This window comes from Paenibacillus sp. MER 99-2 (assembly GCF_023714095.1).
Lineage (GTDB): Bacteria > Bacillota > Bacilli > Paenibacillales > Paenibacillaceae > Paenibacillus.
This window is the reverse complement of record NZ_JAMAUZ010000002.1, coordinates 431,130-446,434: the sequence shown is the minus strand read 5'-3', so window position 1 is coordinate 446,434 and position 15,305 is coordinate 431,130. Positions and strand designations below refer to the sequence as shown.

The 15,305-nt window shown below is 44.8% G+C and carries 11 protein-coding genes and 1 tRNA gene; 1 reads left to right on the top strand and 11 read right to left on the bottom strand.

Translation table 11 applies throughout. The features are described from left to right. Positions 1–448 precede the first annotated feature (448 nt). The 10 genes from M3636_RS13030 to leuB all read right to left on the bottom strand — a co-directional run bounded on the left by M3636_RS13030 (position 449) and on the right by leuB (position 12,174). A tRNA-Gly gene (locus tag M3636_RS13030) sits at positions 449–519 on the bottom strand. A gap of 324 nt (positions 520–843) precedes the next feature. Next, positions 844–2,973, bottom strand: a complete 2,130-nt coding sequence (locus M3636_RS13025) for a bifunctional diguanylate cyclase/phosphodiesterase (RefSeq protein ID WP_251382820.1) — start codon at positions 2,971–2,973, stop codon at positions 844–846. Between the two features lie 333 nt (positions 2,974–3,306). Next, positions 3,307–4,263 carry an aldolase catalytic domain-containing protein gene (locus tag M3636_RS13020; protein WP_128101069.1) on the bottom strand — a complete coding sequence of 319 codons (957 nt, stop codon included), beginning with the start codon at positions 4,261–4,263 and terminating at the stop codon, positions 3,307–3,309. 92 nt (positions 4,264–4,355) lie between these two features. Next, on the bottom strand, positions 4,356–5,651 hold the full coding sequence (locus M3636_RS13015) for a hypothetical protein (RefSeq protein ID WP_251382819.1): 1,296 nt from the start codon (positions 5,649–5,651) through the stop codon (positions 4,356–4,358). After that, positions 5,648–6,763, bottom strand: a complete 1,116-nt coding sequence (locus M3636_RS13010) for a DUF58 domain-containing protein (RefSeq protein WP_251382818.1) — start codon at positions 6,761–6,763, stop codon at positions 5,648–5,650. The genes M3636_RS13015 and M3636_RS13010 overlap by 4 nt, the downstream gene beginning before the upstream one ends. Positions 6,764–6,765: 2 nt before the next feature. Next, a complete protein-coding gene (locus M3636_RS13005) occupies positions 6,766–7,734 on the bottom strand; it encodes an AAA family ATPase (protein ID WP_251382817.1) in 969 nt (322 codons plus the stop codon). A gap of 135 nt (positions 7,735–7,869) precedes the next feature. Further along, positions 7,870–8,973 carry a PAS domain-containing sensor histidine kinase gene (locus tag M3636_RS13000; protein WP_128101065.1) on the bottom strand — a complete coding sequence of 368 codons (1,104 nt, stop codon included), beginning with the start codon at positions 8,971–8,973 and terminating at the stop codon, positions 7,870–7,872. Positions 8,974–9,496: 523 nt separating this feature from the next. Continuing rightward, positions 9,497–9,913, bottom strand: coding sequence for a hypothetical protein (locus M3636_RS12995; RefSeq protein ID WP_024628323.1), 417 nt, complete (start codon positions 9,911–9,913; stop codon positions 9,497–9,499). 359 nt (positions 9,914–10,272) lie between these two features. After that, a complete protein-coding gene (locus tag M3636_RS12990; RefSeq protein WP_128101064.1) occupies positions 10,273–10,812 on the bottom strand; it encodes a peroxiredoxin in 540 nt (179 codons plus the stop codon). A 276-nt stretch (positions 10,813–11,088) separates the two neighbouring features. After that, a complete protein-coding gene (gene leuB, locus M3636_RS12985) occupies positions 11,089–12,174 on the bottom strand; it encodes a 3-isopropylmalate dehydrogenase (RefSeq protein ID WP_056698648.1) in 1,086 nt (361 codons plus the stop codon). Between the two features lie 234 nt (positions 12,175–12,408). On the opposite strand from leuB, the gene M3636_RS12980 reads away from it, so the two are divergent. Beyond that, positions 12,409–13,389, top strand: a complete 981-nt coding sequence (locus M3636_RS12980; protein WP_251382816.1) for an aldo/keto reductase — start codon at positions 12,409–12,411, stop codon at positions 13,387–13,389. Between the two features lie 226 nt (positions 13,390–13,615). On the opposite strand, the gene M3636_RS12975 is transcribed toward M3636_RS12980, so the two are convergent. Next, entirely contained in the window at positions 13,616–15,157 is a 1,542-nt protein-coding gene (locus M3636_RS12975) for a 2-isopropylmalate synthase (RefSeq protein ID WP_128101062.1), read from the bottom strand. Between the last annotated feature and the right edge of the window lie 148 nt (positions 15,158–15,305).

Here is a 15,305-nt window from a genome sequence, read left to right as displayed (position 1 = left end):
CATCTCCCCTTATTCCTAACAAAAAAACCGCTGGCATCAGCCGGCGGTTGGGCAATTCAGGATTGGAAAAAGCATCACAAAACAGGCAAAAGATATCCCCAAGTATAAGCAAATAAACCCAAACATCGGGTATGGCTAATATAGCCTACTCACTCTACACTTGATCCCATTGCTGAATTTGGACACACGAATCCCCTCATTGCTCAGCCGGACTGGCTGACTGCGTCATAAAAAAACGTCTGCAGTTAACTTGGGTTCAGTTCATGTGTCTTACTTCATGGGACGTATGGTTACCTCTCATTCATGTGTAGTATCAATTTCTCTGTTATTGTAACAGATGTTGGTAGAAAAGCAAAGGTCAGCAAGATCATTCCTCAGATCCTGAATCAGGGTTGAATGCGCAAAAAATCCCTTACTGCATACAGCAAGGGATTTAAGCATTAAATTAAGCGGGTGATGGGAATCGAACCCACGCTATTAGCTTGGAAGGCTAAAGTTCTACCATTGAACTACACCCGCATGATAAGAATCACGCCAATATTCTGATGAGATATCAGTTGCCTTAACAACCTAAAGATTATCTTTTTACATGTGTTAGGCGGTTAACATTAATTTTACAATAATAATATAGCATGAGCAACAATGATGTGCAACTTTTATTTCCATTCAGCACACCATTTTCATAAGAAAGACATCTATCGTCGTACCTTCATAGAAGACAGACCGCGTTTCGTTGTCGTTTTTGTTGCGATAATCGAATGGTTCAGCTCCGCTGAGAACTTATAAATTCTATTATCTAAAAAAAGACAGCAGCGCCTGAACGCTCCTGTCCTCACCGTTGCCTTATCCTGCTGGTTTATCAACATCTCGTAGAAACTTCGTCTCGAAATCCGATGCCAAGATCGGTTTGCTGAAAAAGTATCCTTGCGCCTCATGGCAATGCTGATCACGTAGAAATACGAGCTGATCCTCATTCTCTACGCCTTCAGCTGTAACCTTCAACTGTAGATGGTGCGCCATCGATGTAATTGTGGATACAATCGCTGCATTGTTGCGATCTTCCATCACTTCGTTGACGAAAGAACGATCGATTTTGAGTCGGTCAATCGGCAAGTCCTTCAGATAGTGAAGAGAGCTATATCCTGTGCCAAAGTCATCAATACTGATATGGACACCAATCTCTTTAATTTTGCGCAACTGCTCAAAAGCACGATCTTTATCAAAAGTCATACTTTCCGTAATTTCAAGCTCAAGCCATGCTGGCTCCAGACCCGTTTCATTAAGTATGCCACTGATATTGTCCAGCAAATGGGAGTGTCTAAACTGTCTCATCGACAGGTTCACGGATACACATAACTTACGATATCCCGCTTCTTGCCAGATTTTATTTTGTTTACATGCCTGACGCAGCACCCATTCACCCAACGGAACAATCAAGCCGCTCTCTTCCGCGAGTGGAATAAATTCTGCAGGGGATATCGATCCTCGCTGTGGATGCTGCCAGCGCACCAAGGCTTCCATGCCTACGACAAGGCCACTTTCGAGGTTTACTTGTGGTTGGTACATCAGATAGAACTGCCCACGATCCAGCGCTTTACGCAGGTCATTCTCCAGTTGAAGACGCTCCTGAGCCTTCATCTGCATGGCATGTGCATAACGATTCAGCTCCAGCCCCTGCTCCTTCGCATTGTGCAGCGCCGTATCGGCATTCTGGATGATCTCTTCAGGCGACTCACCATCATGAGGGAATATTGCCATACCCACTCCTAAAGTCAGATGGTATTCATTCCCATCGACCATGACCGGTTTTTCAAAAAGCTGCAAAATGGATCTTGTACGGCGTAAAGCCGTATCGGTTGTATAAAAATCTGTCATCGCAATGACGAATTCGTCTCTTCCCAGACCAAATACTTCTTCACAAGGCAGAGAGGAATGCTTCAGACGTTGTCCTACCTGATGTAGAACTCGATTGGCTGCCTGTTGCCCCAGTGAATCATTAATGGTTTTGAAGCGATTGATATTCAGCACCAGTACCCCTACAAGCTGTTCGTGGACTACCGCTTCGTCCATCATCGCTTTGAGTCTCTGAGAAAGACGACGACGGTTAGGAAGTCCTGTCACATCTTCATGATGGGCAATGTAATTCATCCGCGCTTCAGCGGCCTGCTGTTTGAGGAAAGGTGTATCAACCACCGAGGTGTATAACCCTTTTTGAACAAAATAGTAACCGATACAATTGCTCAATAACCCCATTAACAGGTTGATATCATTCACCATTGTTGCAGAGACCCAGTAACATTCCGCAAATAGAAAGCTTAGCGTGCCATACAGAATGTAAGGCAGGTCTCCATCTTTATTTTTCTTCCACTTATAAAATAAAACGATAGCAGATATGCCATATAAGACACCTACCATAAAGTGAAACTGCGTAAATGTATGACTGAGCACATCGCCTTCAAGCAGTTTAGGTAACCCACTCCACTCTTGAATTCCCAAAGTGTACAGAATTACAAATCCACCCAGTGTTCCACTAAACAGCAGGAATTTGCGTGGTAAAGCAATTTCCTTTTCGCTCACTGTATAAATGAACAATAATCCGATCGCACATACTACGGATGCTAGTGTCATCATTTTCAACGAAAGCTCGGATTCGATCATCGCACCATTCGGCATCTCTTCGGCGAATAGAACAATATGAACCAGTTGAAATAGACCCACTAATAAAAATAGGGTGGTCAGTAAAACCCTCCGAAGGGTTAATTTGGGCGTTTGGAACAACAGACTTTGATTATAAATCCCAATACATGCTGCCGCTGCACCGAAGCCACTTAAAAGCATTAAAACCGGGTAACCTGATATGATCAGATCAGAGCTTGTAGAGGAACGAAACCATTGACTAACGAAGTAAAGCAATACGCCACATACTAGGGCAAAAATGACTACTTTTCTCTGATCTTGCAGTTTAACCTTCATGCATACTTTTCCTTCCCGGGGTCACCTATCCTGAATAACATTTCTCATCTGTGATGTGCGCTTTGAAAATTTTCAAGAGTTACATCATTCGACATTTTATTTATTTTACCAACGTTCAAATTACATGCTTCAACATGCTGTCTGGTACATAATAACATTTATATCCGCAGACGTGAACAAAAAAATAATCGTATATAGGAATAATTATTCATGACTCATCGAGAAACAAGGTAATTAGAACTAAAAAAACACGTCCTCCATAAAGAGAACGTGTTTTTTTAGTTTAGCAACAGTCTATTGGACTGTTTTTTATAGATTTATGCATGTTTATGCTTACTTATCAAAATTCACTTCTGGTGTTGTCAGTTTGTCATAGAAATCAACAACCTTGTCTTTATCCTCAGAAGAACGAAGTGCCATGGCAGAACGAGGATGCTCGTCCAATGTGCCTGTAATCATGTATGGCAGGATATAGCCCCACTCTTCTTTTTCACGAAGAGGAACCATCAGTTGTTCCAATACACCCAATACAGGACGCAAGTTGTATTTAGTTCCCTTGAGGTGAGCAACCAACAATTCCGTTGGGCAGTTCCCTGCAGCACGACCCATACCGTACACTGAGGCATCCAACAATTCCACACCCAGCTCAGCAGCTATAAGTGTATTGGAGAATGCAAGCTGCATGTTATTGTGAGTGTGCACGCCAAGACGTTTGTTTGGAAGATGTGTTTTGAATTTCTCTACAAGGTACTTCACGTCATTATGATCCAAGCTACCGTAGGAGTCTACAATGTACACAACGTCTACAGAGCTGTCTTTGATCATCTCGAATGCTTCCAGCAGCTCATTCTCCATGACATTAGACAATGCCATAATGTTCAGGGTTGTTTCGTACCCACGATCATGGAACGTTTGCACCAGCGCAAGTGCTTTGTCCACATCTTTGCTGTAGCATGCCACACGGATCAGATCCAGCATGCTTTCGCTGCGTGGCAAAATGTCATTCTCGTCCACACGGCCAACGTCTACGAGTGCAGACAGTTTAGTGTTTCCTTTTTGCGGAATAACTTTGCGTAGGAAGTCATCATTCAGAAAACGCCAAGGGCCTGCCTCTTCGGCACCCTTCAGCAGTTTAGGAGAGTTTTTATATCCAATTTCCATATAATCAACGCCTGCTTCATTCAATCCAGCATAGAGCTGTTGAACAAAGTCCACGCTAAAGTCCCAGTTATTAACCAACCCGCCATCCCGGATCGTACAATCTACAATTTTGCAATGATTTGTCTTCATTTGTCTGCTCCTTTTCTGACCAACTTGTGTATTCCTCTCATGATACTTGAACGTGACAAGAAAAGTAAAGGGATAAACGAGCTATTCTGTAACTAGGACTTCCATATTTGATCCAATTCATTCATTTTGGCAGTATCCGGCGCTTTCTTCCCATAACGTACAGCATTATATGCATCTGGCAAAATCGTAGATAACCTCTTATCCGCTTGCTTCGATCCCTCACGCTCAATACTCTCGCCCGCTTCCAGAGGTGTCTGTGAAACTTCAATATGAACCCCATTACGCGTAGCGCTGTTGATCCATTTTCGGTAGTAAAAACGGATTCGATCTCTGTCCTGCGTGGGTAGAGGCTCTTTCTTGCGAAACCAAGGCTTTCGAACTCTGGTGGGAGCTGCAAGTGTCTCACTGATATCCATATATTCCGTCTGTGGTGCCATCTTCTTTTCTTTGGGATTCATCATGCCTTTTAAACGCTCCATAAGTCTATGCAGTGCACCTTGACCCCATTTCATCGTAAACCATAGAATGACCAGGATCACGATAATAAGAACTACCCAGCCAAGTATATCCCAAAAAATAGAAGGCTCTGAGCTTCCTTCGGGCATCTGTTCAGGCAACATGGGTGTATTCATGGGTTCCGTCGGTGGTAAAGGTGTCTCCTGCCCTGAACTACTCAATAATCCCCTGATCCAGGCTAGCAAGCGATCACGCAGAGGACCTAACCAGGCAGCAAGACTTGGAAATGCTCCAATGGACGCGATTGTAATTAAAATCCACATTAAACGCTGGCGGTTAGCTCTCGCAAATTCCCGTAGAACCATCCTTCTTTGGCCATCATTTAGTATGGCTCGATCCATTTGCGAACTATACAAGGTTATCATCCAGCCAGCGAAGCTAATGACACCTGATACATATAAACTTGTCACATATGGCTGCAACAAATTAAACGGTTCGCCCCAACTGGAAGCCATACTCAGCAGAATCGAACTAGCTACCCCTACAAGCTGTAATCTCAATGTCGCAGTTGAACGAAGAGCAGGTTCTGAAGTAAGTCCGATATAAGCGGAGATCATCCCCCACACCCCAACTGTATATCGTTCAAGCCATGGGAGAGATGACGTAAGCTTAACGGCTAGAAATATAAGTGCACCTAGTCCAATAGCTACGCCCAATCGGTAGAATGCATTGCTACCCAAGCGAGGAAGTCGATGCTGGACGATTACCGCTAACCCTGCAGCAATAATATAGTAGAACATTAACGTGTAGGGTAATGAACCAGTCGCGTAAAGTGAGGTGAGTGTCACTATAGGATAGATGTAGATACCGATTAACAGAGTTGCAGTGAACGAAATTCCCAACTTAACCTTCGAAGAGAGCGAATCATTCATGCACTCACCGCCTTGTTACTCGTTGTCACTTGCTCTACAGGAAGAATGGTCACACGATGTCCTTGTTCATGCAAGCGTGCAATTTCATACTCCATCGCTGGGGACACATAAGTTGTAATCAATAGATAACTTCTCGCCTGTTGAGCTTCTTCATTACGAAGTACCTCATCGCGCAAGAACTGCTCCATGGGTACCATACATTTCATTTCGATCTCCGCCATCGCCTCTAACAATAACTCCAGATGAGGGCTGCCGTAGTCTGGTTCGATCCTTAACGGCTCATGTCCACCACTTATTCGATAACCGTTATGAGCAAAACCTGCAGGTAGGCCACGGCCAATGGCATCCACCACTGCGGTTGCAGCATAACGAAGTGCTTGCTCGATTGTCTCCGGCTTCGTCACCACACTCCACATGTCAGCAGATTCCTGAATGTTGACTACAATCCACGATTGCGGATCTGCTGTCCAGCCCTGCTTGTACACCTGTAATTCTCCTGTACGCGCGCTTGCTTTCCAGTGAATGCGATTCATGGGGTCACCTGCACCATATGGACGTACACCTAGAATCAGGAAGGGATCCTCCACAATCCAGCGGGACACTTCTACCTCTCCTTGCCATACTTGATAAATGGCCGGTAGATCCTCAGGACGAATCAGGGAAGGATACACAACCATAGATAGAGGCATCGGAATAAGCTTGGATGTACGCCATACTCCAAAGAGATCCCCACCTGTCATGGTTACGCTATTCATCGTGTATACCCCGCGGCGACTGCATACCAGAGGATGCTTGCGTGTAATACGGGTAAACGGTTTCAATGTAAAGATGCTCTTATGATTCTGATAGATTTCTCCTTGGCTGATCGCCATACCTGAACCAGTACGGAAAACAAAAGATCCTGGCAGCATGGCCTCAAGTCGAAGCCAAGGTACAGACACACGTTTCTCATTGGCGATGGTCTCTATCATCTCCAATTCGTCACCAGCATAACAACGTGACTTACTAAACTGTCTTGAGTACGTGAGCCTACGTAATGCGGAGCGCCCAAACCACAAGCCATGTATCCCTACAACGATGCCGCCTACAACGACTAACCATAGCAAATTCATAATTAGCGCCCACTGCCAGCAGTCATGTTCTCCGTTGGTACTTGCACCTGATTCAGAATATCCTGAATGATTCGCTCTGCCAGTCCTTCCTGTTGACGCATTCGATTGCGGAACACCAAGCGATGTGCGAGTACTGGCTCTGCTAAGCCTTTAATGTCGTCTGGTAGAACGTAATCTCTGCCATGCAAAGCAGCCCATGCCTGGCTCGCCTTAAGTAGAGCCTGTGCTCCCCGTGGACTAACCCCTAGGGATAGCTCTGGATGCTTGCGTGTTTCTTCGGTCAGCTGGATGATATACGTCAGCAGATCCTCATCGATCTGCACGGACTTATAGGTCTGCTGAGCGGCAATTAGCTGCTCACGAGTTATAATGCTCGATAGATCAGCAACTGAGCGGCTTGCCACAGTACGTCTTAGAATTTCTACACTCTCACCTTCGCTCGGGTACCCCATACGAATCTTCATCATGAATCGATCCATTTGTGCTTCTGGCAGAGGAAACGTTCCTTGGTTATCAATTGGATTTTGCGTTGCAATGACGATAAATGGATTTTCAAGTTGCCTTGTTGAACCATCAATACTGATCTGCCGTTCCTCCATACACTCCAATAAGCTGGACTGAGTTCGCGGTGTAGCACGATTGATCTCATCTGCAAGAACAAGGTTGGCAAACAATGGACCGGGTCTGAATTCGAAATCCCCTGTTTTCTGATTGAAGAAATGAATCCCTGTGAGATCCGACGGTAGTAAGTCCGGTGTGAACTGGATGCGTTGGAACGTACAATCGAGCGAAGCTGCCACTGATTTGGCAAGCATTGTTTTCCCTGTACCTGGTACATCTTCAAGTAAGACATGACCTGAGGCAATGATGGCTGTTAAAACCAGCTCCATCGTATTCTCTTTGCCCACGATCACCTGACCCACATGATTCAACAGCTGTTTGTTCATCTGCTCCATTCCTTGAATATCCATTCGCAATCACCTTTCCTTCCATAAGCTACATTTATGTATTCGCATTCATTTTAACTATAACCCTATTTAGTTTAACAAAAAACAACAGGAATCGGCTAATTGACCAATTCCTGTTCGTTGTTTACACCTTTGAAGTTACACGAGGGGGAGCATAATTCTAAACTGTGTGCCTTCCCCTTTCTTGCTATCCACAGAGATCGTTCCTCCATGATTCTTAATGATGCGATAACTAACAGACAGACCAAGCCCTGTACCACTTTCTTTCGTTGTGAAGAATGGATCGAACAAACGTACAAGCGTATTATGATCCATTCCATGACCGTTATCCACTATGGAGATCTGAACAAATTTATTTTCCGTGCTGGTCGATATCCGAATTAAGCCGGTATGTTCCTCGCCCACATCTTCAATCGCATCCATTGCATTTTTGACCATATTCAAAATAACCTGTTTAATCTGTTTCACATCTATCGAGACATTCAATGGTAATTCTGCTTCATCCAGGGTAATTTCACACCCCTTCATTAAGCCTTCACTTTCAGTCAGCAAGACCACCTCTTTGAGCAAAGAGTCCACAGACATGATGGTTTTCTGGGGCGCTGACGGTTTGGAGGAATTTAGGAATTCGTAGATAATATCGTTGGCTCGATCGATTTCAGTTAGTATGATTCTGGCGTATTCATCTTTACCTAGCTGCAACAAGTGTGGACGTAGCAGTTGGATGAATCCACGAATGGCTGTCAGAGGATTACGAATCTCATGAGCAATCGATGCCGAGATCCGCCCCAACATCGCAAGCTTGTCATTTTGATAGGCCGTCTGTTCAATTTGTTTGTAGTCGGATACATCCTTAACGCTGAACAGAAAGTCTCCATCCATCTGATCGCCATAGGTAACCGTAACCAGCCAGTGCCTGCCATACTCATCAATTAGTTCATGATATCGCTTACGATGAAAAATGGTTTCCCGATAGATACGTAAAATTTTCTTTTTCTTGAATCGGCTCATCTGGGGAAGATGCATCATTTGCATCAGTGTGCATCCGTTGAGCAGGCTCCGCGGAAGCTCCAACAATTTTGCCATCTGTACGTTAATAAACGTCAATACACCATTGCTGTCAAACAACATAATACCGCTATCCAGATGCTCCAGGACATTCTCGTACTTGTTGTTATCCAGAGGTACAGGCGGAAAACCATTCGTTAATTGAGGGACTGTATCCTGAATTTCACTAATCACGTCAGGTTCCTCCTTTTCACGTAAATGATAAACTTGCCATTCGGACATCATATCATCACAGAAACAGGAAGGGCCGATCTTTACCGGAGCCCTTTCGTTAGGGGGCTGAGCCGAAAATATGGATGGTGCGTCCGGAACCCAAGCTGGTTTATCTCCGGTAACCAACAATCGATCCGGAAAACGATATACGTATGTTCCATTCTGACCTTCTCCTATTCCCATACACGAACACTTTTTGCTCCGCCTCTTTTGCAAGTCTGTTTTTATCATAGACAAGTTTATAGAATGGAGTCAATCGGAGAAAGTGTCGAATGGAAATTATTTTAAGAAAAACCTCGAAATAGCTAAGTTTCAATACACAAAAACGAAGCTGATTCGCGAGCATAGCGAAAAAGCTTCGTTTATTTATATTTCTTATAGACGTTGTTCGAGCAATCCCCTTTGGATTCGCAGCCTGCCAATTAGCATCATTTGTTTCCAACCTATCATGGAATTCAATCGAAACCATATGCATCAAAAAGATCTACAAGCCACTTTTATTGTGCTGGATTTTGAGTCTGCGCTGGCTCATCACGGCTAATCGACGCTTGAGCTCACTTTCCCATTTCTCATCCTTCATTTCCTTAGCAAGTCGAAGCAGATCGAGAGACATATCAATCTGGCGTTGCACGATGACCATGGCATCCTCGCTTTCGCGATTCACACAATTTTCGAAGATCGCATCTTCGTCTTCTGTGACATAGTCTTGAAAATCAATTTCGGAAGCACCGTCTCCATGTGCATACTCCGCAAGAATCTCATATTCGTTTTCAACTTTGTAATGCACCTCAACCCGATGACATACCGGACAAAACAGCAGGGGAACATTATGAACCTGGGTGCGGTAATGCTTCAGCGTGCCCTTTGTTCCCACCATACTTGCCCCACAACAGTAACTCATTTTTGTTCACCCTCCTTATTACGTGTCGGGATCAAAATGTGTGCAAATCACATCCCGTACACCTGTAGCACTTACCGAAAAGGGAATAGTTCCAACGGATTTCACATGCTTCATTATATGAGAGCAATCATACCGGATAATTTACCGGGTTTCCATACCCTATTCGCCTTTATGCCCTTCGATTCCTCTTTCACGAGGATAAAATATGATCATTCTTATAATACATCATTAACACGTTTCCATACGAATCTAAACATCTTTGGACAACTCCTTTTTCGATCCGGGAAAAAGGGTGCAAAAAGCCCTCAATCCCGTATGGGATGAGGGCTTGAACATGATGCGTTCAAGTTAATTCTGGCTTACAGGTTGTTGTCGCCTGGTTTCCAGTTCATTGCACACAATCCGCCGGATTGCAGTGCTTGCAGTACACGAAGTGTTTCTTCAACACTACGGCCTACATCATTGTGGTTAACGACTTGGTATTTCAATTCGCCTTCTGGATCGATGATGAACAAGCCGCGCAATGCTACGCCTTCTTCTTCGATCAGAACGCCGTAATCTTTAGCTACTTGCTTCGTGATGTCGGAAGCGAGTGGGAAGTTCAATTGACCCAGACCATTGCTGTCTACAGGTGTGTTGATCCAAGCTTTGTGGCTGTGTACGGAGTCCACGCTCACGCCAAGGATTTCAGTATCCAAAGCTTTGAATTGCTCAGCAGCAACGCTCAAAGCTGTAATTTCAGTTGGGCACACAAATGTGAAGTCCAAAGGATAAAAGAAGAATACGAGCCATTTGCCACGGTAATCGGACAGTTTCACGGAACCGAAATCTTGTCCGTCTCCTGATACTGTTTCCATTGCGAAATCTGGTGCTGGTCTACCAACCAAACGTTCTGCCATAACTAAAAATTCCTCCTTTGGGATTATGTAAGCATCCATATGGATTGCTCATCATCAGGTAGAAACGCAGGGCGTCTCTCCTGTCATTAAATGAATTTGATACTTGATAACAAGTACAAGTAAAATGTTATCATCCGGACTTCTCAAAGTCAAGATTATAAACGTTATTTTTTTATAATAATTATAAATAAGGATTTTTCGTGCCAATCTCATAAAGGAACAGCCCTCTGTATCTTCCATAATAGGAGACAAAGGGCTGTCTTGTTGATCGTATAATTACGCCTGTTTCTGGATTGCTGCGACGATCAAGTCGCCCATCTCCGTTGTACTGATTGCTGTGCTCTTATCTACAGCGATATCGCTGGTACGATGTCCTGCATTCAGCACATTGGATACAGCTGCTTCAATCGCATCTGCGCCTTCAGCATAACCAAAGGTTGTACGGAACATCAGAGCAAGTGATAGAATCGTTGCGATTGGATTCGCCAAACCTTGACCCGCAATATCAGGCGCAGAGCCGTGTACCGGCTCGTACAGACCGAAGCTGCCTTCTCCAAGAGATGCAGATGCGAGCATACCGATAGAGCCTGTCAGCATTGCTGCTTCATCACTCAAGATATCGCCAAACATATTTTCCGTTACGATGACGTCAAAGCTAGCTGGACGACGCAGCAACTGCATTGCACAGTTGTCAACAAGCACATGTTCCACTTCAACGTCCGGATAATCCGGTGCTACCCGGTTAACGACTTCACGCCAGAGGCGGGATGTTTCGAGTACGTTCGCTTTGTCTACAGAAGCGAGTTTTTTACGACGGCCTTGAGCAATTTCGAAGGCCTGACGAACGATGCGCTCCACTTCAGTTACATTATATACGCAAGTGTCTACAGCCTCTTCACCTTGTGAACCTTCACGTCTGAATTTCTCACCGAAGTAAATTCCGCCAGTCAGCTCACGCACAACCATGAGATCCGTACCTTCCAGTACTTCCGGTTTCAGTGTGGACGCGTCTTTCAAGCAATCAAACACAACTGCCGGGCGTAGATTGGAGAAAAGTCCAAGCGCTTTACGAATACCAAGCAGACCTGTTTCAGGACGCAGCTCCTTACTGTTATTGTCCCATTTAGGGCCACCTACAGCTCCGAGCAGGACTGCGTCAGCACTTTTACATACCGTCAACGTTTCTTCAGGAAGCGGTGTACCCTTCTCATCGATGGCAATTCCGCCAAACAAAGCATGCTCTGTTTCAAAACGATAGCCGAATACTTCTTCTGTGCGTTTAAGTACCTTTTCAGCCTCAGCTACGACTTCTGGTCCAATTCCATCTCCAGCAATGACTGCAATTTTTTTCACTTCTGCCATGGGTTGTCCACTCCTTGTATCGATTCATTATAACTATTCACGAAGTAACGCTCTCATATTAACTCTCTCTTTTGTATCATATTTTGAGGTCATTTGACCAAGATATACAATCTATGACTTTAATAGATTTTACCTATAAGCAGTTCAATCTTAACGTATATAAGTTGTTCCACTTCTCTTGGTAAGGTAAAATATAGCTGAATTCAAATCAGGTACGCAGGAGGGATAATCACCATGCAATATTCGTATTTGGGTAAATCCGGTCTCAAGGTTAGTCGCATCTGTCTCGGTACCATGAATTTTGGACCGATCACAGACGAAAAAGAAGCCTTTCGCATCATGGATGCCGCGCTGGATGCAGGAGTGAATTTTTTTGATACCGCTAACATTTATGGCTGGCGCGAAAATTCAGGCCTGACAGAAGAAATTATTGGTCGTTGGTTCAGCCAAGGTGGCGGCCGACGTGAGAAGGTTGTTCTCGCAACCAAAGTCTACGGCTCTATGCATGATGAGAACGATGGCCCGAACAATGAAGCTGGGCTATCCGCATATAAAATCAGACGCCACCTCGAAGGTTCCCTCCGCCGTCTGCAAACGGATCATATTGAACTATATCAGATGCACCATGTTGATCCTGTCGTTACCTGGGACGAACTATGGCATGCATTTGAGAACGCAGTGCATCAGGGAAAAATTGGATATGTAGGTTCAAGCAACTTTGCCGCTTGGCAAATTGCCATTGCACAGAGTGAAGCTAAAAACCGCCATTTCCTTGGTCTCGTTTCCGAACAGCATAAATACAGCCTCAATTGTCGTTTACCTGAGCTGGAAATTCTTCCCGCAGCCAAAGAATTGGGCTTAGGTGTAATTCCATGGAGCCCACTGGATGGTGGACTGCTCGGACGTAATGCGCTTCAAAAGCTGGAAGGAACGCGCAGTGGCGGTATCTCCGAACGGATCGAACGTCAGCAATCACAACTTGAGCAATTCGCGGCATTATGTCGTGAACTCGGTGAACCACAGGATACAGTAGCACTCGCTTGGGTAGCCGCGAATCCAGCAGTCACAGCACCTATTATCGGCCCACGTACATTAGAGCAGTTTGAGACTGCGCTCAAATGTCTGGAAGTAACGCTTGACGAAGAAGTTCTTAAGCGCTTGGATGAAATTTTCCCAGGCCCTGGCGGACATGCCCCGAACGCTTATGCGTGGTAACATCAGAATGAATCCTGATATCGTACTCATATCTGATTAAAGCAGCAGTTATAACGTTACTCATGCTGTTAGATAAAATTATATGGTAGCCAAAAAGTCTGACCCTTGTAACGCTAAGGAGGTCAGACTTTTCTGGTTTTACCAACATGTGATTCTCAGTAAATGTACTTCAGCTCAGGCGTAACATAGCGAATTCACACGTTGCCTTCGCACAACACAAGTATAATTATAGGTTCACATTCACTCGGTTTGTGTATGTTTTTCGTTTCTCGATCAATTGGTTCAGACCGTCTACATAGGCACGCGCACTTGCACCCAAAATATCAGTGCTTACCCCACGCCCCTGTACAGACACCTCATTTTGGGTAAGAACAACATGAACTTCACCCAATGCATCCTTACCATGTGTAACTGACTTGATCGAATAATCGGACAAAGTTACCTCTTCTCCACTAACCAGGTCAATGGCATTGTAGATCGCATCTACAGATCCATTTCCTTCAGCCTGCTGTTCGATCGTATTACCCTCGAGGGTTGTGATGCGAACTTTCGCTGTTGGAACAGATTCATCCCCGTATGTTACAAAGATAGACTCCAGTTTATACACCTCAGGTGCATCCTGCAATTTCTCTTCAATCAGGGCGAGTAGATCTTCATCGGTAACTTCTTTTTTCTTATCTGCCAGATCTTTGAATTGGCCAAATGCGCGGTTCAGCGCTTCATCTTCCAACTCATAACCCAGCTCGATCAAACGTTCACGGAATGCATGACGTCCGGAATGTTTACCCAGTACAAGTTTACTTTCCTTCAGACCAATGGTCTCTGGCGTCATAATCTCATACGTTGTTTTCTCTTTCAACATGCCATCCTGGTGGATTCCGGATTCATGTGCGAATGCATTCGCACCAACAATCGCTTTATTTCCAGGCACAACCATACCTGTCAAACGACTCACGAGACGACTAGTCCGTGCAATCTCAGACAGTTGCAGCGATGTTTTGGCTTGGAAAAATTCTTGACGTGTCTCCAGTGCCATCGCAATTTCTTCGATTGCTGTATTGCCCGCACGTTCACCAATTCCGTTAATTGTGCCTTCAATCTGGTCAGCACCATTAAGGATCGCGGCCAGCGTATTTGCTGTAGCCATGCCCAGGTCGTTATGGCAATGAGCACTTAGCTGTACTTTTTCGATCCCATGTACATTCTCTTTGAGATGTTTGAAAATGTTACCGTACTCATAAGGGCTCAGATATCCGACCGTATCTGGAATATTAACAACGGACGCGCCTTCCTCAACCGCCATATTCACCATTTCTACGAGAAAATCGTACTCTGTACGTCCTGCATCCTCCAGAGAGAATTCAATTTTAGAGAACGTTTTCTTGGCATAACGAATCGCAGAGCGTGCCGTATCAAGCACCTGCGCTTTGTCCATGCGGAGTTTATGTTGACGGTGAATGGGTGACGTCGCCAAAAACACGTGAATACACGGATCCTGTGCACCTTTCAGCGCTTCCTTTACAGCATCAATATCTTGTTCTCTCGAACGAGACAGTCCAATTACTGTAATATTTTTCACCGCTTTGGCTACTGCATTGACTGCTGCCAGATCCCCTGGAGAAGCCGCTGGAAAACCTGCTTCCATCCGGTCAATACCAAGTCGCTCCAGCTGGTGTGCAATCTCCACCTTTTCACGAGTGTTCAGGTTAACTCCCGGAGATTGTTCTCCATCACGTAGCGTTGTGTCAAATACATAGATTTTACGCACGCTTCGCACCTCCTTGACTTGATTATTATTCAGGCAATTGGGTTCAATTCATTACCGTCGTTAACAGACGGCAACCATCCCCCTTGCTCCTTTAAACCAGTAATAGCGGCTCACGCATAAGCACGGCCGCTATTTCCAGTTGAAACTC

Excerpts from the sequence above, each read along its gene's own strand:
- M3636_RS13025 (WP_251382820.1), bottom strand. The coding sequence starts at position 2,973 with ATGAAGGTTAAACTGCAAGATCAGAGAAAAGTAGTCATTTTTGCCCTA.
- M3636_RS13020 (WP_128101069.1), bottom strand. The coding sequence starts at position 4,263 with ATGAAGACAAATCATTGCAAAATTGTAGATTGTACGATCCGGGATGGC.
- M3636_RS13015 (WP_251382819.1), bottom strand. The coding sequence starts at position 5,651 with ATGAATGATTCGCTCTCTTCGAAGGTTAAGTTGGGAATTTCGTTCACT.
- M3636_RS13010 (WP_251382818.1), bottom strand. The coding sequence starts at position 6,763 with ATGAATTTGCTATGGTTAGTCGTTGTAGGCGGCATCGTTGTAGGGATA.
- M3636_RS13005 (WP_251382817.1), bottom strand. The coding sequence starts at position 7,734 with ATGGATATTCAAGGAATGGAGCAGATGAACAAACAGCTGTTGAATCAT.
- M3636_RS12995 (WP_024628323.1), bottom strand. The coding sequence starts at position 9,913 with ATGAGTTACTGTTGTGGGGCAAGTATGGTGGGAACAAAGGGCACGCTG.
- M3636_RS12990 (WP_128101064.1), bottom strand. The coding sequence starts at position 10,812 with ATGGCAGAACGTTTGGTTGGTAGACCAGCACCAGATTTCGCAATGGAA.
- leuB (WP_056698648.1), bottom strand. The coding sequence starts at position 12,174 with ATGGCAGAAGTGAAAAAAATTGCAGTCATTGCTGGAGATGGAATTGGA.
- M3636_RS12980 (WP_251382816.1), top strand. The coding sequence starts at position 12,409 with ATGCAATATTCGTATTTGGGTAAATCCGGTCTCAAGGTTAGTCGCATC.